This is a genomic window from Planomonospora corallina (assembly GCF_042650625.1).
Taxonomy (GTDB): domain Bacteria; phylum Actinomycetota; class Actinomycetes; order Streptosporangiales; family Streptosporangiaceae; genus Planomonospora_B; species Planomonospora_B corallina.
This window is the reverse complement of record NZ_JBHSBM010000010.1, coordinates 176,011-196,433: the sequence shown is the minus strand read 5'-3', so window position 1 is coordinate 196,433 and position 20,423 is coordinate 176,011. Positions and strand designations below refer to the sequence as shown.

Genomic DNA, 20,423 nt, shown 5'->3' with positions numbered 1-20,423 from the left:
GCGTGAACCCCGAGTTGTACCTCGCCGACCTGGAGGCGAAGCCCGCCGCGCTGGCCGGGCTCGCCGACGCCCTGGAGAGCGGCGACCCGTTCGCCGGGCTCCCGGACCCGGCGCGGATCCGGCGGGTGCTCCTCCTCGGCATGGGCAGCTCCCGGTACGCCGCCGGGGTCGCCGCGCTCCGCCTGCGCGCCGCCGGGATCGACGCGGCCGCCGAGTACGCCTCGGCCCCGTTCTCCTACCCGCCCTCCCCGGAGACCCTGGTCGTGGCGATCTCCGCCACCGGCGGCAGCCGCGAGACCCTGGACGCGGTCGCCCGCCACCGGGGCCGCTCCTCCGTGCTCGCCGTGACCGAACGGCCCGGCTCCGCCGTCACCGAGGGGGCCGACCTGGTCGTGCCGCTGCGCGCGGGCGAGGAGCGCGGCGGCGTCGCCTGCCGCAGCTTCCAGCACACCCTCGCCCTGCTGCTCGCCCTCACCGGCCGCCTCACCGGGACGGCCCGGGACCTGCCCGCCCTGCTGCGCCGGAGCGCGGAGGCCACCGCCGACCTGCTCGACCGGCGCGGCGAGTGGCTCGCGGACGCCGCCGCGCTGCTGGACGGGCCCGCCGGCGTCTACACCATCGCGCCCGCCGAGCGGCTGTCGTCCGCCGAGCAGTCCGCCCTGATGGTCCGCGAGGGCCCGCGCCGCCCCGCCGACGCCTGCGAGACCGGCGACTGGGCCCACGTCGACGTCTACCTCACCAAGACCCTCGACTACCGGGCCGTGCTCTTCCCCGGCTCCCGCTACGACGAGCAGGCCATGGAGTGGGTGCGCGAGCGCGGCTCCACCGTCCTGACCGTCGGCGGCGAGCTCCCCGGCGCCGCCGCCTCCGTCCGCTACCGCCACGACGACGACCCGGACGTCGCGCTGCTCACCGAGACCCTCGTCTGCGAACTCGTCGCCGCCCGCTGGTGGCTCGGCTCCTGACCCGCACCGGCGGTGGACCCTCCCCCGAGTCGCGGGACGGGCCCCGCGTTCCGCGCCGGGCCGGTCACCGCGGGCGCCGGGCGGTGCTCCGGTCCGGCCGGTCGCGCCCCGAGCGTGTCATCCCTCCAGGCCGAGCTTGGCGCTCAGCTCACTCAGGCACTCCTCGAAGACCGGCTCCATGTCGGAGTAGGCGAAGTCGACCTGGTGCAGGACCTCCATGCACAGCAGGCCGTACAACCTGATCCAGCACGACAGGAAGACGTGCGCGGCCTCCGGGGGCAGGAGTCCGCCGATCGTCTCCGAGTACGCGTGCAGCTGCTCCAGCAGGGAGGGGCCGAGCTCGGCGGGCTCGGGCACGGGGAACGGCCGGGTCCGCCACAGCTCGACGACCTGGTCCAGGAGGATCTGCTCGAAGCGACGGCCGGCCAGCTGACGCGGCGCGTCGGGGTGCCGGTCGGGCGACGCGACGGGACTGGCGAAGATCCACCCGAACTCGGCCGGATGGGCGACCGCCCAGGCACGCATGGCCCGGCAGGTCGCCAGCAGCCGATCGGCGGGCGGCGCGTCGGCGCGGGCGTCACGCGCCTGTTCCATGGCCTCGGCCAGTTCGCGGAGGAAACCGGCGGTCACGGCGCCCACCAGTTCCTCATGACCGGCGTAGTAGTGGTACAGGGCCGGCCCGCTCATGCCCATCTCCCGGGCGACCGCGTTGACGGTCACCGCCGTGGGCCCCTTGGTGACCAGCAGTCTGCGCGTCACCGCGTGGATCTCCTCCAGCGTGGCCTGCCGGAGCCTCTCCCGCCGGCTCGGAGTCTTCGCCGCCATATCCCTCTCTCTCATCGCGTTGACATACTATGCCATCTATGTTTGCTTAATAGCTCTAAGGAAATCTAGAGCAATGAGGTTCATCTATGAGTAATCGATGGTGGCTCCTGTCCGCTCTGTCGGTGCTGCTCCTGACGGCCGCGTGGTGGGGCAGGTCGCGATCGGTCCATCGGCGCCGCGCCGTCCGAGAGGAGCGGTGACATGCGTAATCCGCTGGCAGGAGCGTTCGCCAAATACGTCGTCACCGCTGCCGTCGCCGAGACCGAACCGGTCACTCCCACGATGCGGCGCATCCGCCTGGTGGCCGACGGACCGATCGCCTTTCCCTACACCCCGGGTCAGCACATCCGGATCCAGCTCAAGGACCCGCTGTCGGTCTCCGGGATCCTGCGGCCCGCCGACACCCTGCGCACCTACACCATCTGGGACTTCCAGCCCTCGGAACGCGCGCTGGAACTGCGCGCCCACCTCTACGAGGGCGACGGCATCGGACTGGCCTGGGCCCGCACGGTGCGTCCCGGCGACCCGGTGACCTTCTGGTGGCCTCAGGGGGACTTCTTCACCCGTGAGGCCCCCTACCACGTGTTCATCGGCGAGGAGACCGCCAGCGCGGCCTTCGGGCCCATGATCAGGGGGCTCGGCGCGTCCGCCCGGGTGTACGGCGTGCTGGAGAGCGACTCCCCCGAACACGACCTGCCCATGCCCGGCCCCCACCGGCTGCACCGGGTGCACCGCCACGGTGCGCCGACGGCCTCGTCCCGGGCGCTGCTGACCGCCGTGGCCGCCCTCGACCTCCCGGGCAACGCGGGCGCCGCCTACGTGGCCGGCGAGGCCAGGACCTGTCAGATGATCCGCGACTACCTGGTCAGGCAGCGCAACTGGTCGCGCACCTCGATCAAGGTCAAGCCCTTCTGGACGCCGGGCAAGCGCGGGCTCCACTGACATGCGGGCGACTCCGGACCGGCCCGGGCCACGGCACCCCTGGCCCCTGCCCCCCTGGCAGGCCTGCCCGCGACGGCAGGCCGGAGCACCGGCCTGCCCCACCTATGACATCCCTTGACGCGACGAGCCAGAGGATTCTCTCGGTCAGGTACGTGAAGTACTCTAAGTACTTGCATGTCGGAGGCAATCACCGGCAGACCGGAAGAAGGAACCATGGCCTCTCTCCACTACGACAGTTACACCGATGCGCGTGCCCACCTGAAGGATCTTCTGGATGCGGCGGCGCACGGCCGGATCGCCACCGTCCGGCGCGACGAGACCAAGGCCGTCGTGGTGGACGCGGAGCGGTTGAGGCACTTCCTGGTCGCCGTCACACCGTCACGTGCCGAGGTGGTGGCCGAGGGGGAAGGGTGGTCGGTGTTCATTCCCGGGCTGCCGATCGCCGCGGACGGATCCACCTTCGAGGAGGCGATCGGCGAGATGGTCGGCGCACTCCGCGAGTACGCCGAGGACTGGCAGGACCATCTGCTCAACGCACCCAACCACCGGGAGAACTGGGGACTGGTCCAGCTGATCGCTCTCAGTGACGACGAGCAACTCCGCCGCTGGCTCATCGGGCAGGCGGCATGACCTGGCCGCAGGCGACCAGGGAAGAGCATGAACGGTTCTGCCTGACGGAGGGATGGAACCGGGTCAGGGACGCCCGCGGGCGCTCGGGCACCCACCACGTCACCTACGAGATGTGCCTTCCGGACGGTCGCGTCCTCCGGACCAGGATCTCGCACCCTCCGGACCGCACCTCGTACGGCCGCAGCCTCTGGAACCACATCCTCCGTGACCAGCTCGTGGTCACGGAGGAGGAGTTCTGGAAGTGCGTGAAGGAGGGCGAGAAGCCGAATCGGGGAACACCGGCCATCCCCACCGAGACGCTTCCCGCCGACCTCGTCCACCTGCTCATCACCAAGGTCGGGCTCCCAGAAGCGGCGGTCGCGAAGATGACCAGAGAGGCCGCGATCACCAGGCTTCAGCGCTTCTGGACCGAGGGCGAGTGACCTCGCCGGCCTGCCGCCATTGGGCACCGGACTCTCGGCGGCAGACAGTTGCGGAGCACCCATCGCGGGCGGAGCTCCTCATGGGTGCCGCTGCAGGGCTCCCTACGGCGCCCGGCCCGAGCTCCTTCCCGACAGGATGGCCGCAAGGCGACGGCAAGCAGCCATCAGCCGGTCCCGCGCGGATCGCTTCAGCGTCGGCGAGAACACTGGGCGGCCCGGAGGCGAGACGCTACGGCCCGCGTGAGTACGGCATGCACGGAGCGTGGGGGCGGGCCGGTGCTCCGGCCGGCGTAAAAGGGTCCGCAACCCCGCGCGCCCGGCCGACGCCGGAGGCGAAGACCCACCAGAGAGCAACTGCGACGGCCGGCCGGAGCACCGGCCCGCCTCCACGTCTGCGGCCATCAACCTGGCATGGGAACGCCGGACCCGCCCAGGACACCTCGAGGGGGAGCACCCGGACGATCTCCGAAGGGACACGGCGGATATCGTCGATGGTCCCGACGGAGGAGGCCGTGATGTCACGCGAACGTGCCGCTGAGATGGTCGAGAGCCAGGCGAGGTCCTGCGCGCAGCTCGGCTCGCCGCTCTACGCCGCCCTGCTCGGCCGGGTGGCCGAGGACGTGCGGGCCGGAGGGCCCTGCGCGGACGCGCTGGCCGGGTACGAGGACGCCCCCGGCCCCGACGCGATCGCGCTCCGGCTGCTCGGCGGGGTCCACGCCCTCGCCCTCACCGGCCGCGCCCCCGAGCTGGCCGCCTGCTATCCGAGCACGGGCGGGACCTTCGACCCGGACCGGCCCGACGCCTGCTGGCCCGCCTTCCGCGAGGCCGTCGCCGCCGAGCCGGAGCAGGTCCGCGACTGGATGACCCGCCCGCCGCAGACCAACGAGGTCGGCCGGGCCAACCTGCTGATCACCGGACTGCTGCACGCCGTACGGTCCGCCCCGCTGCCCGTCCGCCTGTTCGAGCTGGGCGCGAGCGCCGGGCTCAACCTCCGCGCCGACCGCTTCCGCTACGTGGCGGAGGACTTCGCGTGGGGGCCGGCGGACTCCCCGGTCGTCCTGGAGAACGCCTGGGAGGGCGCGCCGCCCGCGTGGCTGGTGGAGGCCGGTCAGGAGCACCCGGCCCTCACGGTCGTGGAGCGGCGCGGCTGCGACCTGACGCCCGTCGACCCGTCCTCCCCCGAGGGGGTGCTCGCCCTGCGCGCCTACCTCTGGCCGGACCAGGAGATCCGGGCCGCCCGGCTCGACGGCGCCCTGCGGCTGGCCGCCCAGGTGCCGGCGGCGGTCGAGACCGCCGGCGCCGCCGACTTCCTCGCCGGCGTCACCCCGGTCCCGGGCACGCTGACGGTGGTCTGGCACTCGATCATGCGCCAGTACGTCCCGGCCGAGGAGTGGTCGCGCGTCGAGGGCGAGCTGGACCGGCTCGCCGCCGCGGCCGCGCCGGACGCGGCGTTCGCCCACATCTGCTTCGAGCCGCGCAGGGTCGACGGCCGGCACCGCTTCCAGCTCGCCGTACGGCTCGGCGCGGAGCCGGAGCGGGTCCTGGCGGAGGCTCCCCCGCACGGCCTGCCGGCCCGCGCCGCCGGCTGAGCGCCCGTTCCGGGGGACGCCGGAGGCCGGTACGGCGGGAGCCGTACCGGCCGCACGCGCCGGGCCGTCAGACGGACATGCCGTAGGCGGCGCGTACCCTCAGGACGTGCTCGACCAGCGTGATCAGCGTGGCCTTGACGGACTCGCGGGAGCGGGCGTCGGTGCGCACGATGGGGACGTGCGGGGCGAGCGCCAGGGCCTCCCGCACCTCCTCCTCGGTGTGCGGGAACTGCCCGTCCCAGCCGTTGATGCCGACCACGAAGGGGAGCTTGGCCTCTTCGAAGTAGTCGATCGCCGGGAAGCCGTCGGCCAGCCGGCGGGTGTCGATCAGGACCACCGCGCCGATGGCGCCGCGGACCAGGTCGTCCCACATGAACCAGAACCGGTGCTGCCCCGGCGTGCCGAACAGGTACAGGATCAGGTCCTGGTCCAGGGACAGACGGCCGAAGTCCATGGCGACCGTGGTGGTGGCCTTGTTCGGAGTGAGGCCGAGGTCGTCGACCCCGGAGCTCGCCTCCGTCATGACCGCTTCCGTGGTCAGCGGGAGGATCTCCGACACGGCGCCCACGAACGTGGTCTTGCCGACGCCGAACCCGCCCGCGACGACGATTTTCGTCGACGTCAGGCCGCCGCGGTTAGAGCCTGCGAAGTCCACTGAGCACCCTTTCGAGCATGTTGAGATCCGGTTGTCCCTGGTCGAGACGTGGCTGGTGGAGCCGGACGAGGCCCTCGTCCGCCATGTCCGCCACCAGCACACGGGCCACGCCGAGCGGGACCCGGAGCAGCGCCGAGATCTCGGCGACCGACCGGAACGAGCGGCAGAGCCTGATGATGGCGTCCTGCTCGGGGGTGAGCAGGGCCAGTTCCTCGTCCAGGATGGGCGAGGAGGAGACCAGCGTCTCCATCGCCAGGTGATAGCGGGGCTCGGCGCGACCGCCGGTCACCGTGTACGGACGGAACAGGGGCTCCTCGTCCCCGGTTCCGTCAATGCCCAGCACGGCCCTCTCCAGGTGCGGGCACCGGCGAGGACGGGCGGGACGATCGCGTGGTCCCGGCGCACCGGGTGTGTGTGCTCCCGGTCATCAGCGCCCCCGCGAGGCCTGCAGCTCGGCCCGGATCGCCGGGGTGAGCACCTGGCCCGCGCGGTCGACGAGCAGGGTCATCTGGTAGGCCACCAGACCCATGTCGCACTCGGGGGAGGCCAGCACCGCGAGCACGGAGCCGTCGCTGATCGCCATGACGAGCAGCAGGCCGCGCTCCATCTCGACCACGGTCTGGGTGACCGCGCCGCCCTCGAACACCCGGGACGCGCCCACCGTCAGACTGAGCAGTCCGGCGGCGACGGCGGCGAGCTGGTCGGCGCGGTCATCCGGGAAACCCTCAGAGCTGGCGATCCGCAGACCGTCGGCCGACACGACCACCGCGTGCGCGACACCGGGGGTGCCGCGGACGAACTCGGTGATCAGCCAGTCGAACCTGCGGGCCTCATGGCTCAGGGTAGTCACTGGCCCTCCTCCTTTTCCGCCCTGTTGCTGGCGGTGTCCTCATATAGTTCCGCACGGCCCCGTCGTACGCCCTGCTGGAAGCTCGACAGCCTGTTCCGCACCCGCTCGGGCGAGATGGGCGGCATCGGCGTCGCCGGGACGCTGGACGCCGCTCCCGGAACCAGGTTGGCCTTGGGGGTCCGCTTGGGCAGACCCGCGGCGGTGATCCCGCCGAGGCTGGGGTCGCTGGCCGCCTTGGCGGCCTGCCAACCGGCGTCGGCCGGGGTCTGCCAGTTCTCCGGCTCGCGGGCCTGGATCGTCCGCCTGAGCGGAACGGCGGACGGCGCCGCGGCGGTCACCGGCTCACGGGCCGGTTCGGGCGCCGGCGGGCCGGTCCCGGACGCGCGGCCGGGGATCTCGGCCTCGATCCGCTCCACCTCACCCGTCCGGTCGATGTCCTCGACCTCGGCGACCTCGGCGAGCTCCGCGGGCTCCATGGGCTCCATGGGCTCCATGGGGTCCACCACCCGGCGGAACCACGCCGACTCGACGGAGGCGAAGATCGGCAGGAACTCCTCCTGCTCGGGTTCGAGCGGGGAGACGCCGACCGCCGGCATCGAGGCCGTGGCGGGGTCGTCCTGGGAGGCCTGCTCCCACGAGGGGGCGAAGGCGGCGAAGCCGTCCCCTCCGCCCGCTCCGCCCGAGCCGGCGCTGCCGTTCAGCGTGCCGCCGACCTGGCGCTTGGGCAGCGGAGACTCGCCGTTCTGCGGCGGCGCGCCGAACAGGCCGGACGGCTCCCGCCGCGGAAGCGGCGGCTCCGTGGCGACGGGGCCGTAGGAGGGCGCCGGCGGCGTGGAGGCCTGGCCGAACGGGCTCTGCCCGAAGGGGTTCTGGTCGAAGGGGTTCTGGTCGATGGAGGCCTGGCCGAACGAGTTCTGGCCGGGGAAGGCCTGGTCGGCGGAGCCCTGCCCGAACGAGCCCTGCCCGAACGAGCCCTGCCCGAAGGAGCCCTGCTCGATGGAGGCCTGGCCGAACGAGTTCTGGCCGAGGGATGCCTGCGCGAAGGAGCTCTGGCCGGGCGGGCCCTGGGCCAGGGATGCCTGTCCGAAGGAGCCCTGCGAGCCGAACGACTCCGATCCCCACGACGGGGTCGGGACCTGGACCGCCGACTCGGCGATGAGCTCCGGCGGGAAGAGCACCATGGCGATGAGGCCGCCGCTCTCCTGCGGGCGGAGCTGCACCCGGATGCCGTGGCGCAGTGCCAGGCGGCCGACCACGAACAGACCCATTCGCCGCGACACCGACACGTCCACGACGGGCGGGTCGGCCAGGCGCCGGTTGGTCTCGACGAGCTCCTCCGGCGTCATGCCGATACCGGCGTCGCTGACCGCGAGCAGCGCGCCGCCGCCCTCGATCATGCTGCTGGAGACGACGACCTGGCTGTTGCGGGGCGAGAACTGGATGGCGTTCTCCACCAGCTCGGCCACCAGGTGGACGATGTCGTTGGCGGCGCTTCCGGCGACCGAGATGCCGCGGTGCACCTTGACCTGGACCCGCTCGTAGTCCTCGACCTCCGACAGGGAGGCTCGGACGACGTCGACGAGCTTGGCCGGCTGGCTGCGCCGCCGGGCCGGCTCGTGACCGGCGAGGACCAGGAGGTTCTCGGAGTTGCGGCGCATGCGGGTGGCCAGGTGGTCGAGCCTGAACAGGTCGGCCAGGCGGCCGCCGTCCTGCTCGCCCTTCTCCAGGCCGTCGATGAGCGAGATCTGGCGCTCCACCAGGGTCTGGGTCCGCCGGGAGAGGTTGACGAACATCGCGCTGATGTTGGAGCGGAGCTCGGCCTCCTCGGCCGCCAGCCGTACGGCCTGGCGGTGGACCTCGTCGAAGGCCTTGGCGACCTCGCCGATCTCGTCGCGGCTGTCGACGGAGATGGGCTCGACCTCGGGGGTCTGGCTGTCTCCGGAGATGCGGAGCTTGCGCACGACGTCGGGGAGCCGGTTGCCGGCGACGTCCAGCGCCTCGACCCGCAGGCGGCGCAGCGGCTGGACCATCGACCGGGCGATGAGGACGGTGAGGCCGAGGACCAGCAGGAGCAGGGTCACGATCAGCGCGGTCGCGATGATGGCGGAGCGCTGCTCGGCGTCCTCCAGCTCACGGGCTCGGGCGATCACGTCGCCCTCGACCTTCTCCTCGACCTTCTTCATCCGGTTGAGGACCTCGGTGTTGTCCGAGAACCACTGCTTGACCTCGGCCAGGTCGTTCATCAACCGGCCGGAGGCGTTCGGCTTGCTGGCGAGCGCGAGCGCCTTGGACTTGGTCAGCTCGGCGCGGTGCACCCGCTCGTCGACCAGGGTGGTGCTCAGCAGCTGGCTGTTCTCCGCGCCCGACTCGATGGAGAACTCGGCCTTGCGCTCGTCCATCCGCGACCGGGAGGCGATGAACTGCTCGATCCGCTGGGAGGTGACCAGGGCGGGCGCGTAGTAGCCGGCCAGCAGGATGGTCCGCTGGAGGGAGACCTCTTCCTTGGCGTAGGCCAGCGCGCTGAGACCCCGGGTGTTGCCGACGATCTCCGGGTCGTCACTGACCAGCGCGAGCTCCTCGTGAACCTGGAGGAGCATGCCGATCAGGGGCGCGTAGCCCTCGGCCCGCGCCGTGCTGGGCAGATCGCGGGTGGTGTCGAGGCTCTCGAGCTGGTACGCGGCGTCACCGGCGGCCTTGACCGCGCGGGGGCCGAAGGACTCGTCGATCGCCCGCAGGTCCTGGCGGACCTTCTGCACGAGACCGTCGACGACCTCCTGCTGCTCGATGAGGCTGCTCTCCAGCCCCTTGTTGCCGGGCTGGAACGACGACCAGGTGCCCCGGTCGCGTTCCAGGCCGAGTGCCTGCGTCAGATCTCGCAGGCGGCCGGAGTAGACCGCGGCCGTCTCCGTGCGCTGGTGGACGGAGATGCCCTCGACGGAGTCCACCACCTGTCCACCGGCGAGCAGCACGCCCACCGCGGTCGGCACCAGGATCAGTGCCGTGAGGCGCGTCCGCACGCGCCAGTTGCGCAGACCGAATCGAGCGGCAGCCCGCTTGCCGCGGTCGCGCACCGATGCGGTCTCGCTATCGGTAGGTCCCGTCGTCACCGCTCTAGATACCCTTCACCATCACGACACAAGTGGCCATCATCAGACCACAGCCCCACGGGACAGAAGCGACATAAGCGGCAAATCGGACTTAATCGTTACAGAGGTGACGGGAGAATGATTTGCGATGGTTATCTCAGAGCGCTGAGTACCTGATCCCGCACCTGTGCACGCTGGGCCCTGTCCGCCAGAGGACGTCCTGCCCTGTCAACCACGTAGAAGACGTCCACCGCCTCTGCGCCGAGAGTCTCGACACGCGCGGCGCGTACGTCAAGACCACATTCCCCAAAAGCTCTACCAATCCGCCACAATAGCCCCGGACGGTCGTGGGCGCGTACTTCTACGACGGTCGCGGTGAGCGACGCGTCGTCCACGAGGGTAACCCGTGGCGGAGCCACCGGAACCCGCGCCGGTCGCAGCGAGCGGGTACGGCGCGCCAGACGCTCCTCGATGTCCAGCCGGCCCGCCAGGACGAGCCGCAGGTCGGCCTCCAGCGTCGCGGGGTCGGGCGGCGTCCCGTACTCGGGCACCACTGAGAATTCGATCACAGCGGTGGAGCCCGCCGAGGCCGCCGAGGCGGCGCGGACCACCATCCGGTGCGCGGCGAGCACCCCGGCCGCGTGCCAGAGCAGACCCGACCGGTCGGGCGCGACCACGGTGACCGACCCGCCGCTGACCCGGATCGCGCCCCCGCCGTGCCGGGCCAGCGCCGCCTGCCGGGCGGAGAGCGCGGGCGCGGGCCGCGGCGGGGCGCCGGACAGGACCGAGCGGACCCGCCGCACCAGATCCGAGACCAGCGAGGCCTTCCAGGAGTTCCACGCGGCGGGCCCGGTGGCGTTGCCGTCGGCCACGGCCAGCGCGGCGAGCAGCTCCAGCACCTCGCGTGAGCCGACCGCCTCCACCACCCGGGAGATCGTCACCGGGTCGTCCAGGTCCCGCCGGGTGGCGGTCTCCGGCAGCAGCAGGTGGTGGCGGACCACCGTCTCGAGGATCTCCACGTCGGCCGGGGGCAGTCCCATCCGGACGCCGATGTCGCGGGCGACGACGGCGCCGGTGCTGGAGTGGTCGCCGGGGTACCCCTTGCCGATGTCGTGCAGGAGCGCGCAGATGAGCAGCAGGTCGGGCCGGGAGACCTCCCGGGTGAACGCGGCCGCCCCGGCCGCGGTCTCGATCAGGTGGCGGTCGACGGTGTAGCGGTGCACCGGATTGCGCTGCGGGCGGTGCCGTACCCGCTCCCAGTCGGGGATCAGCCGCACCAGCACGCCGGCCTGGTCCAGCTCCTCCCAGACCGGCACCGCGGCGCGCCCGGCGCCGAGCAGCGCCACCAGCGCGTCGCGCGCCTCGTCCGGCCAGGGCACCGGGAGCGGCGGCGACTGGGCGGCCAGCGTGGTCACGGTCGCGGGGGCCAGTGGCAGCCCCGCCTCCGCCGCCGCCGCGGCCGCGCGGAGCACGAGCACGGGGTCCTTGCGCGGGTCGGCCCCGCGGGCGAGCACGACCTCCCCGCCGTGCTCGACGACGCCGTCGGCGAGCGGCCGGCGCCCTCGCGGAACGGGGCCCGACAGCAGCCGGTCCACGGTGCGCCAGGTGGCGCCGTAGGCGTGCGTGATCGTCCTGCCCGCCTCGGCGATCCTGCGCATGAGCGCCTCGGCGTCGAGCAGGCCGAGGATCCCGGCGACCGCGTCCTGCTCCTGGAGGACCAGCCGGTCGGTGCCGCGCGCCGTCACCAGGTGCAGGCCGTGGCGGACGTCGAGCAGGAGCTCGTAGGCCTCACGCACCCGGGGGCCCGGAGCCGAGGCGACCCAGGCGGCGGCCACCGCCTGCATCGCCTGGACGTCGCGGAGCCCGCCGTGCGCGTCGCGCAGGTCGGGCTCCAGCAGGAAGGCCAGCTCGCCGCCGGTCTCCGCCCGGCGGTCGGCGGCCTCGCGCAGCTCGCCCAGGCGGCGCCGGGAGTCGGCCCGCCAGTCGGCGAGCACGATCTCGCGTGCCGCGCGGGTCAGCTCGGGGTCCCCCGCGACGTGCCGGGCCTGGATCAGCCCGAGCACCGCCTTGAGGTCCTCGCGGGCCACCTTGGCCGCCTCGTCCACGGTCCGGACCGAGTGGTCGAGACCGATCCCGGAGTCCCAGACCGGGTACCAGACGCGGTCGGCGACCCGGGCGATGTCCTCGCGCCCGTCGTGCAGCAGGACCAGGTCGAGGTCGCTGCCGGGCGCCAGCTCCGAGCGGCCCAGGCTCCCGACCGCGACGAGCGCGACCCCCCTCAGGGTGCCGCGCTCGTCGCCGTTGCGGATGTCCCGGCCGTCCGGGCCCTTCCCGGGGCGCCCGTACGGCGTGCCGCAGGCGGTGCGGAGCAGGTCCGTCAGCCAGCGGTCGACGTCCGCGGCCCGCTCCCTGCGGGCCGCGGCGTACGAGCGGGTGTCTCCTCTCACCGGTTAGAGCGCCTCGGGTCCGCGCTCACCGGTCCGGACCCGGATCACGGTGTCGACCGGGACCGACCAGACCTTGCCGTCGCCGATCTTGCCGGTCTGCGCCGCCTTGACGATGACGTCGATCACGTCCTCGGCGTCGTCCTCCTCGGCGAGGACCTCCAGCCGGACCTTGGGGACCAGGTCCACCTGGTACTCGGCGCCCCGGTAGACCTCGGTGTGGCCGCGCTGCCTGCCGTACCCGCTGGCCTCGCTGACCGTCATGCCCTTGACGCCGAACTGCTCCAGGGCGGCCTTCACGTCATCGAGCTTGAAGGGCTTGATGACCGCGGTGATGAGTCTCATGCCTCCACCTTCTTACCGGCCGGAACCGCCGCCGAGCCGTTGGGGGACGTCACGCCGGAGGCGTGGACGGTGCCGAGGTCGTAGCCGGTCTCGGCGTGGGTGGTGATGTCGATGCCCGTGACCTCGTCCTCCTGGGAGATCCGGAAGCCCATGGTCCTGTCGATGACCTTGGCGATGATCCACGAGACGGCGAAGGAGAAGGCGCCGACCGCGACCGGGCCGAGCACCTGCACCCCGAGCTGGGAGATCGGGCCGCCGGTGAGGATGCCGTTGCTCTGGCCGTCGGCGAAGGGACGGGTGGCGATGAAGCCCAGCGCCACCGCGCCGATGACGCCGCCGACCAGGTGCACGCCGACCACGTCGAGCGAGTCGTCGTACCCGAGCCTGTACTTCAGGCCGACCGCGTAGGCGCAGCCGACACCGGCGATCGCGCCGATGACGAAGGCCCCCCACGGCTCGACGAACCCGCAGGCCGGAGTGATCGCGACCAGGCCCGCCACCGCGCCGGAGGCGACACCGAGCGTGGTGGAGTGGCCGTCGCGGAGCTTCTCCACGAGGAGCCAGGCACCGGCGGCCACCGCGGTGGCGATCTGGGTGTTGATGAACGCCAGGCCGGTGACGCCGTCCACGGCGAGCTCCGAACCGGCGTTGAAGCCGAACCAGCCGAACCAGAGCAGGCCCGCGCCGAGCAGGACCAGCGTGAGGTTGTGCGGGCGCATCGGGTCCTTGCGCCAGCCGACGCGCTTGCCGACCACCAGCGCGACCGCCAGCGCCGCCGCGCCCGCGTTGATGTGGACGACCGTGCCGCCGGCGAAGTCCTCGATGCCGAGGTTGCTCAGCCAGCCGCCGCCCCACACCCAGTGGGCCACCGGGAAGTAGACGACCGTCGCCCAGACGATCGCGAAGACGACCCAGGCGCCGAACTTGACCCGGTCGGCGAGCGCCCCGCTGATCAGGGCCACGGTGATGATCGCGAAGGTCATCTGGAACATGGAGAAGACGAGGCTGGGCATGCCCGTCCCGTCGTCCTTGGTCGCCGTGTCGACGAGCCCGCTCAGCCCAAGGTTGTCGAGCCCTCCGACGAGCTTGTTGAGGATCCCGGTGCCGTCACCGGCGGCGTCGAAGGCCAGTGAGTGTCCGTACAGGACCCAGGTGATCGTCACCACGATGATGCTCACCCACGACATCATCATCATGTTGAGAACACTCTTGGCCCTGGTCATGCCCCCGTAGAAGAACGCGAGGCCCGGGGTCATGAGCAGGACGAGTGCGGCGCTCATGAGCATCCAGGCAGTGGAGCCGGCATCGATCTTCATTTCGATGCGACCCTCCTTCCGATTGGCGTGTGGCCGGTTGTGCAGTCGCAGTGGGCGCTTCCAGGGCTTCGTCGACCGGCCGCGCACTGACGCTCTGTCACGGAGTCGGGCACCCTCACACGGCCTCCGACGGCCCGCTCACGCGTCCGTCCGGGGGTTCCGGCTCGGTCTTCCCTTCCGCTCGCCAAAGCGTGTTCTTCCGCGGTTTCAGGGCACGACCGGGTGTGTTTCGCATCTGTGAAACCCGGCCGCACGGTGTTTCGGCCCCGTTTCGGTCCCCTCACTTCCAGAAGAAGGGACCGCCCGGAACCAGACGCGGGTTCCTCCGGCCTTTCCGGTGCGCTCCGGCCGATCGCCGCAGGAGCCCTGCCGGGGACTTCCGGAACCGGTGATGCGGCGGCACCGCCTGCCATAGTTTGTGATCATGACGAGATCACGTTCCGGAGACCCGGAACCACCGCGCGCCCGCCGGAGGTGGGCCGGTCACGCGGTGGCGGTCTGGGGGTTCGCCTTCGCCGTGCCGAGCTTCTACTGGGCGCTCGGTGGTACGGCCGGCGCGACCACGACGATCTCCCCCTCGCTGGTCCGGCTGCTCGAGGAGCAGGTCACCTGGTTCGTGGTCACCCTGTGGGCCACCGGGACGCTCAAGGTCGTCGGCGGCCTGCTGGGACTCGCCCTCGCCCGCGGCCCATGGGGGCGGACGGCGGACCGGCTTCTCCAGTTCGCCGCCTGGGGCGCGGCCGTGCTGCTGTTCTGGCACGGCGCCGCCTTCGTGGTCCAGGGCGTGCTCGCCGGGACCGGAGCCCTCGATCTCCCTGCGGACTTCCTCCCGGTGCTGCCCTGGTACACCTACCTCTGGGGGCCGTGGTTCGCGGCGGGCGGGCTCCTGTTCGCCGTGGCGGCCCGTGCCCACCTGGCCCGGATGCCGGACCCCCGCGGCGGGACGGTCGCCGCGGCGATCGGCGGTGCCGGCGCCCTGCTCCTGTCCGCGGCGGCGCTCGCGGCGGGCGTCGGATAGGGACACGGATAGCGGCGCGGCCCGCCCGGCCCGCGTGTCCCGCGCTCCGCCGAGGGGCCCGGCCGGGCCTGAGCGCATGAGAAGACCCGGCCGAGGCAGGGAACCGGGCCGGGTCGGTCGGTGCGGGGGAGGTCAGGCCGCGGTGGCCATCTTGCGGAGGCGGGCCAGAGCGTCGCGCTCGATGCGGCGGGCGCGGTCACGGCCGATGCCGTAGCGCTCGCCGACCTCGGTGAGCGTGTGCTCGCGCCCGTCGACCAGGCCGTACCGCCAGCGGAGCATCTCGCGCGTCTGCCCCTCCAGGCCGGTCAGCCACTGCTCCAGGCGCTCACGCTCCAGGGTGTCCAGCGCCTGCTGCTCGGGGTCCGCCCACGTCTCGTCGGCGATCATGTCACCGAGTTCGGTCTCGTCCTCGTCGCCCACGCCGAGCTGGAGGGAGACCGGGTCGGAGGCCCAGCGGCGCAGCTCGCGGACCCGCTCGATCGGCAGCTCCAGCACCGCCGCGAGGTCGGCGTCGGTCGGCTCGGCGTCGAACTCGGCCAGCATGTCCCGGCGGACCCGCATCAGCCGGGTCATCTGCTCCCCGGCGTGGGTGGGCAGCCGGACCGGGCGGGCCTGCTCGTGGATGGCGCGCCCCACGGACTGCCGGATCCACCAGGTGGCGTAGGTGGAGAACTTGTAGCCGCGCCGGTAGTCGAACTTCTCCACCGCGCGGACCAGCCCCAGGTTGCCCTCCTGCACCAGATCGATCAGCGGCATCCCCCGGCCGGAGTACTTGCGCGCGACGGCCACCACAAGACGTAGATTGGCCTGGATGAACTCGTCCTTGGCCCGCTGCCCGGAGACGGCTATCCGTTCGAGCTCCTCATCGGACGCGTCCCCGGCCCGCGGCTCCGTCAACCCGCTGTCCAGCAACTGCTCCGCGAAGAGGCCGGCTTCGATCCGCTTGGCGAGCTCGACCTCCTCCTCAGCCGTCAGCAGGGGGACCCGCCCGATCTCAGCCAGGTAGGTTCCCAGCAGGTCCCGCTCCGAGACGTGCTGGTCCTGCGTCCGATTCCCCGTCGGCCTTGCCATCCGATGGCACCTCGCTCCGCCTGTAATAGCGTGCCCGTCCGCTCGTTCGCACACCCCGCGCGCACGGACACGTCGCTTGCCTGACCAACGCATGGATCAGGGCAAAGATTCCCTAAAGAGCTACGCCCGGAGGACGGTTTCACTCTCCTCCTCAAGGAGGATGACCTCCGGGCGCGGCGACACAAGCAGTGCGGGTTACCCCGGCCTGAACCGTTCAAACAGCGGATTCCGGACGGCCCCGGCCGCGGGCGGCCGTCAGACGACGCGGCGCCCCTCCTTCCAGACCTGCAGCACCAGCGGCACCCCCGGGCGGTAGGCCAGGTGGACGTAGGACGGCGCGTCGAGGATCACCAGGTCGGCGCGGGATCCCGGGGTGAGCGTGCCGACGTCGGTGCGGCGCAGGGCCGCCGCTCCCCCGCGCGTGGCGGCCCGCAGCGCCTCCCGCGGCGTCATCCCCATCTCCCGTACGGCCAGCGCCACGCAGAACGGCATGGACGAGGTGAAGGAGGAGCCCGGGTTGCAGTCGGTGGCCAGCGCCACGGTCACCCCGGCCTCCAGCAGGCTCCGGGCGTCCGGGTACGGCGAGCGGGTGGAGAACTCCGCCCCGGGCAGCAGCGTGGCCACCACCCCGGCCGAGGCGAGCGCCTCGACGTCGGAGCCGGACAGGTGGGTGCAGTGGTCGGCGGAGGCCGCGCCCAGCTCTGCCGCGATCATGGCCCCCGGTCCGGGGCCGAGCTGGTTGGCGTGCACCCGCGGCTGCAGCCCGGCCTTCACCCCCGCGGTCAGGATCTCCCTGCTCTGGTCGGCGTCGAACGCGCCGCGCTCGCAGAAGACGTCCACCCACCGGGCGTGCGGCGCGCAGGCCTGGAGCATCTCCCCGGTCACCGTGCGGACGTAGTCGTCGGCCGAGGCCGCGTCCGCCGGCACCACGTGCGCGCCCAGGTAGGTCGTCTCCTCGGTGAACCCCCGGGCGACCTCCAGGCAGCGCCGCTCGTCCTCCACGGTGAGCCCGTAGCCGCTCTTGATCTCGACGGTGGTCGTGCCCTGGGCGAGCATCTCCGCCACCAGGGCGGCGGTCCGCGCGGCGAGTTCGGCGACGGTGGCGGCGCGGGTGGCCTCGACCGTGGTCCGGATGCCGCCGGCGGTGTAGGGCTCCCCCGACATGCGGGCGGTGAACTCGGCGGTGCGGTCCCCGGCGAAGACCAGGTGGGAGTGGCTGTCGACGAACCCGGGGACCACACACCGGCCGCCGGCGTCCACCCGTTCGTCGGCGCCGGGGTCGTCGCCCGCCGCCCCCGTCCACACCACCCGGCCGTCCTCGACGACCAGGGCGGCATCGGTGGTCTCCTCCCGTTCGGGATCGCCGGTGTGGAGCAGCCCGATCCGGTCGAAGAGCGTGCTGGTCACACACCCACCCCTCGGACCTCGCCGATCGCGGACTCCAGCAGCGCGCCCACGTCACCGAGGACGTGGTGCCCCTCGGCCACCACCTGGCGGCCGCCGGAGACCACGGAGTGCACGTCGGCGGCGGTGGCGGCGAAGACCACGGTCTCGGCCGCCCCGGCGGCTCCGGCGCCGGCCGTGCGGACCGAGTCCAGCCGGACCGAGACCAGGTCGGCCCAGGCGCCCGGGCAGAGCGTGCCCGCGTCGGGGAAGCCCAGGGAGGCGTGCCCGGCCGCGGTCGCGGCCGTCAGCAGCTCGGCCGCCCGCCAGTGGCCGCGCCGCTCGCTGGCCAGCCGCTCGTCCAGCTCGACCGCGCGGGCCTCCTCGAACAGGTCGACGACCGCGTGGCTGTCGGAGCCGAGCGTGATCGTCGCACCCGCGTCGTGCATCGCCCGGGCCGGGCCGATGCCGTCGGCCAGGTCCCGCTCGGTCGTCGGGCACATGCACACGTGGGTGGTGGACTGGCCGAGCAGCGCGACGTCCGCCTCGGTGACGTGCGTGGCGTGCACGGCGGTGGTGCGCGGGCCGAGGATGCCGTGCTCGTGCAGCACCTGGACGGGCGTGGCGGAGTACATCTCCACGCAGGCGGTGTTCTCGGCCCGCTGCTCGGAGACGTGGACGTGGAGCGGGACCCCGTGGTGGTGGGAGAAGGTCGCGACCGTGCGCATGTGCTCGGGCGGGACGGCGCGGACCGAGTGCACGGCCGCGCCGATCTCCACGTCCGGCGCGCCGGCGTAGGCGGCGCAGAGGGCCTCGGCGCGCACGGCCCACCGCTCGGCGTCGCCGTCGGTGAACCGGTGCTGCACGCCGTCCAGGGCGACGCCCACCCCGCCGCTCAGGTAGCACGAGTCCAGCAGCGCGATCCTGAGCCCGGCCTCGCGCGCCGCCGCCACGAGCGCGTGCCCCATGGCGTTGGGATCGTCGTACGGCGTGCCGTCCGGCGTGTGGTGCAGGTAGTGGAACTCCCCGACGCAGGTGATGCCGGCCAGCGTCATCTCGGCGAAGACCGCCGTGGCCAGCCGGAGGTAGGAGTCGGGGTCCAGGGTCCGGGCCAGGCCGTACATCTGGTCGCGCCAGGTCCAGAAGCTGCCCTCGGACGCCTGCGTCACCCCGCGCAGGGCCCGGTGGAAGGCGTGGGAGTGGGCGTTGGCCAGGCCGGGGAGGGTCAGGCCGCGCAGCCGTACCGCTCCCGGCGGCGGGTCGGGCACGCCCGGCGTGATGTCGGCGATCCGGGTGCCCGAGACCGTGACGACGACGCCCGCGGCCACCTCGCCCGGTGGCAGCCAGGCCAGCTCGCACCAGTAGGTCAGCTCCGACACAGCTCCTCCAAGGTGGCGGCGAGGGCGAGGACGCCCAGGTGACAGTCGGACGCCTCCGCGTGTTCTTCCGGAGAATGTGAGATGCCCGTTGGATTGCGGACGAACACCATCGCGGCGGGAACCCCGGCGGCGGCGAGGATCCCCGCGTCGTGCCCGGCCCCGGTGGGCAGCACGGGGACGGGCCCGGCCGGCGGCACGCCGGACGGGGCGGAGGGCGGGGCGGAGGGCGGGGCGGAGGGCGGGGCGGAGGGCGGCACGGCCGTGTCCCCCCGTCCGCCGTCCGCCGCGCTCCCGGTACGGCCGGCGAGCGCCGCCCCGGCGACCTCGGCCAGGCGGTCCCGGAGCACGGCGTCGAAGTCCACGGCCGGAGTCCACGACTCCTCGCTCACCTCGGCGCCGGAGAACTCCGCCAGCTCGGCGACCAGGGCCCGGACCGCGTCTTCGTCCCCGCCGCGGGCGTCCAGCCAGGCGCTGACCAGGCCGGGGACGGCGTTGGCGTTGCCGGGCCAGACACGCAGCTTGCCGAAGGTGGCGAGCACGCCGCCGCGCCGGGCGGCCTCGCGCGCGTGCAGCGCGGTCCGGGCGAAGGGCAGCATGGGGTCGTCGCGGTCCGCCAGGCGGGTGGTGCCGGCGTGGTCGGCCCGCCCGCGGAAGTCGAAGCGCCAGCGCCCGTGCGGCCAGATCGTGCTCGCGACGCCGACCGGCGCCCCGGTGCGGACGAGGCCCCGGCCCTGCTCGACGTGGAGCTCGACGAAGGCTCCGACGTGCCCGAGCGTCTCGTCGTCCCGGCCGAGCGCGCCGGGGTCGCGCCCGGCCCGGCGGAGCACCTCGGCGAGCGTGGCGCCCTCGTCGTCGGTGAGGCCGCGGGCCCGGTCCGGGTCGAGGGTCCCGGTGAGCAGCCGGGAGCCGACGCACGGCACACCGAAGCGGGCGCCCTCCTCGTCGGTGAAGCAGGCGATCCCCAGCGGGCGGGCCGGCTCGGCGCCGCGCCGGTCGAGCAGGTCGAGGGCGGCGAAGGCGGAGACGATCCCCAGCGGGCCGTCGAAGGCGCCGCCCTGCCTCACCGAGTCGAGGTGGCTGCCGGTGACCACGCCCGGCCGCCGCGAGGGGTCGCCCCGCCAGGCCCAGAGGTTGCCGTTGCGGTCCTCGCGCAGGTCGAGGCCGCGGCGGGCGGCCTCCTGCCGGAACCACTCCCGCAGCTCCAGGTCGGCGCCCGACCACGCGTCGCGCAGGTAGCCGCCGGTCCGGCCGTCCCGTCCGAGGTGCTCTATGGCACCCCACATCTCGTCGAACACCCTTCCATTATGTGAATGATCCCATTCATGCGCGAGGGGGACGACCGATATGCCGACCGAAAGGATCACTTAAGGCGCCGTTAAGACGGAACCTGCCAACATGCCGGGAACACGGGCTTTCCTTCTCCGGCCCGTCCGGCGGGACGCCGCGGTGCACGGACGGACCGGCCCTCCAACCGTCGAGCACGTGCGGCCGCGCGGCCGCACC

18 protein-coding genes are annotated in these 20,423 nt (G+C 72.9%); 6 read left to right on the top strand and 12 right to left on the bottom strand.

What is annotated here, in order from left to right; translation table 11 throughout:
• Window positions 1–2 precede the first annotated feature (2 nt).
• The gene (locus ACFOWE_RS04520; RefSeq protein ID WP_377285563.1) at window positions 3–965 is read left to right on the top strand and encodes an SIS domain-containing protein; all 963 of its coding nucleotides are present in this window, start codon (window positions 3–5) and stop codon (window positions 963–965) included.
• Window positions 966–1,082: 117 nt separating this feature from the next.
• Here ACFOWE_RS04520 and ACFOWE_RS04515 read toward each other — a convergent pair whose 3' ends face one another.
• Window positions 1,083–1,805 (bottom strand): TetR/AcrR family transcriptional regulator, encoded by a 723-nt coding sequence (locus tag ACFOWE_RS04515; protein ID WP_377285561.1) that lies wholly within the window; start codon window positions 1,803–1,805, stop codon window positions 1,083–1,085.
• 186 nt (window positions 1,806–1,991) lie between these two features.
• Between ACFOWE_RS04515 and ACFOWE_RS04510 the strand changes: the two genes are divergently transcribed.
• The 4 genes from ACFOWE_RS04510 (at window position 1,992) to ACFOWE_RS04495 (ending at window position 5,373) form a co-directional block, all read left to right on the top strand.
• Window positions 1,992–2,732, top strand: coding sequence for a siderophore-interacting protein (locus tag ACFOWE_RS04510; RefSeq protein WP_377285559.1), 741 nt, complete (start codon window positions 1,992–1,994; stop codon window positions 2,730–2,732).
• A gap of 213 nt (window positions 2,733–2,945) precedes the next feature.
• Window positions 2,946–3,362 (top strand): prevent-host-death protein, encoded by a 417-nt coding sequence (locus tag ACFOWE_RS04505; RefSeq protein WP_377285557.1) that lies wholly within the window; start codon window positions 2,946–2,948, stop codon window positions 3,360–3,362.
• A complete protein-coding gene (locus ACFOWE_RS04500) occupies window positions 3,359–3,784 on the top strand; it encodes a cytotoxic translational repressor of toxin-antitoxin stability system (RefSeq protein WP_377285555.1) in 426 nt (141 codons plus the stop codon). The genes ACFOWE_RS04505 and ACFOWE_RS04500 overlap by 4 nt, the downstream gene beginning before the upstream one ends.
• Before the next feature lie 515 nt (window positions 3,785–4,299).
• The gene (locus ACFOWE_RS04495) at window positions 4,300–5,373 is read left to right on the top strand and encodes a DUF2332 domain-containing protein (protein WP_377285553.1); all 1,074 of its coding nucleotides are present in this window, start codon (window positions 4,300–4,302) and stop codon (window positions 5,371–5,373) included.
• A gap of 67 nt (window positions 5,374–5,440) precedes the next feature.
• Here ACFOWE_RS04495 and ACFOWE_RS04490 read toward each other — a convergent pair whose 3' ends face one another.
• The 7 genes from ACFOWE_RS04490 to ACFOWE_RS04460 form a co-directional block, all read right to left on the bottom strand.
• Entirely contained in the window at window positions 5,441–6,028 is a 588-nt protein-coding gene (locus ACFOWE_RS04490; protein WP_377285552.1) for a GTP-binding protein, read from the bottom strand.
• Complete coding sequence (locus ACFOWE_RS04485; protein WP_377285551.1) at window positions 6,009–6,371, bottom strand: DUF742 domain-containing protein; 363 nt, start codon at window positions 6,369–6,371, stop codon at window positions 6,009–6,011. The genes ACFOWE_RS04490 and ACFOWE_RS04485 overlap by 20 nt, the downstream gene beginning before the upstream one ends.
• Window positions 6,372–6,455: 84 nt before the next feature.
• Window positions 6,456–6,878, bottom strand: coding sequence for a roadblock/LC7 domain-containing protein (locus ACFOWE_RS04480; RefSeq protein WP_377285549.1), 423 nt, complete (start codon window positions 6,876–6,878; stop codon window positions 6,456–6,458).
• Entirely contained in the window at window positions 6,875–9,895 is a 3,021-nt protein-coding gene (locus ACFOWE_RS04475; protein ID WP_377285547.1) for a nitrate- and nitrite sensing domain-containing protein, read from the bottom strand. Before ACFOWE_RS04475 ends, ACFOWE_RS04480 begins: the two co-directional genes overlap by 4 nt.
• A gap of 221 nt (window positions 9,896–10,116) precedes the next feature.
• A complete protein-coding gene (locus tag ACFOWE_RS04470; RefSeq protein WP_377285545.1) occupies window positions 10,117–12,411 on the bottom strand; it encodes a [protein-PII] uridylyltransferase in 2,295 nt (764 codons plus the stop codon).
• 3 nt (window positions 12,412–12,414) lie between these two features.
• Window positions 12,415–12,753, bottom strand: a complete 339-nt coding sequence (locus ACFOWE_RS04465; RefSeq protein WP_184945529.1) for a P-II family nitrogen regulator — start codon at window positions 12,751–12,753, stop codon at window positions 12,415–12,417.
• Entirely contained in the window at window positions 12,750–14,069 is a 1,320-nt protein-coding gene (locus ACFOWE_RS04460) for an ammonium transporter (protein ID WP_377285543.1), read from the bottom strand. The genes ACFOWE_RS04465 and ACFOWE_RS04460 overlap by 4 nt, the downstream gene beginning before the upstream one ends.
• Before the next feature lie 424 nt (window positions 14,070–14,493).
• On the opposite strand from ACFOWE_RS04460, the gene ACFOWE_RS04455 reads away from it, so the two are divergent.
• Window positions 14,494–15,087 (top strand): DUF3995 domain-containing protein, encoded by a 594-nt coding sequence (locus ACFOWE_RS04455; RefSeq protein WP_377285542.1) that lies wholly within the window; start codon window positions 14,494–14,496, stop codon window positions 15,085–15,087.
• 132 nt (window positions 15,088–15,219) lie between these two features.
• Here ACFOWE_RS04455 and ACFOWE_RS04450 read toward each other — a convergent pair whose 3' ends face one another.
• The 4 genes from ACFOWE_RS04450 to ACFOWE_RS04435 form a co-directional block, all read right to left on the bottom strand.
• Window positions 15,220–16,158 (bottom strand): sigma-70 family RNA polymerase sigma factor, encoded by a 939-nt coding sequence (locus ACFOWE_RS04450; RefSeq protein ID WP_377285540.1) that lies wholly within the window; start codon window positions 16,156–16,158, stop codon window positions 15,220–15,222.
• Window positions 16,159–16,413: 255 nt separating this feature from the next.
• The gene (gene hutI / locus ACFOWE_RS04445; RefSeq protein WP_377285539.1) at window positions 16,414–17,565 is read right to left on the bottom strand and encodes an imidazolonepropionase; all 1,152 of its coding nucleotides are present in this window, start codon (window positions 17,563–17,565) and stop codon (window positions 16,414–16,416) included.
• On the bottom strand, window positions 17,562–18,920 hold the full coding sequence (locus tag ACFOWE_RS04440) for a formimidoylglutamate deiminase (protein ID WP_377285538.1): 1,359 nt from the start codon (window positions 18,918–18,920) through the stop codon (window positions 17,562–17,564). The genes hutI and ACFOWE_RS04440 overlap by 4 nt, the downstream gene beginning before the upstream one ends.
• Complete coding sequence (locus ACFOWE_RS04435; RefSeq protein WP_377285682.1) at window positions 18,908–20,203, bottom strand: allantoate amidohydrolase; 1,296 nt, start codon at window positions 20,201–20,203, stop codon at window positions 18,908–18,910. The genes ACFOWE_RS04440 and ACFOWE_RS04435 overlap by 13 nt, the downstream gene beginning before the upstream one ends.
• Window positions 20,204–20,423: the final 220 nt, after the last annotated feature.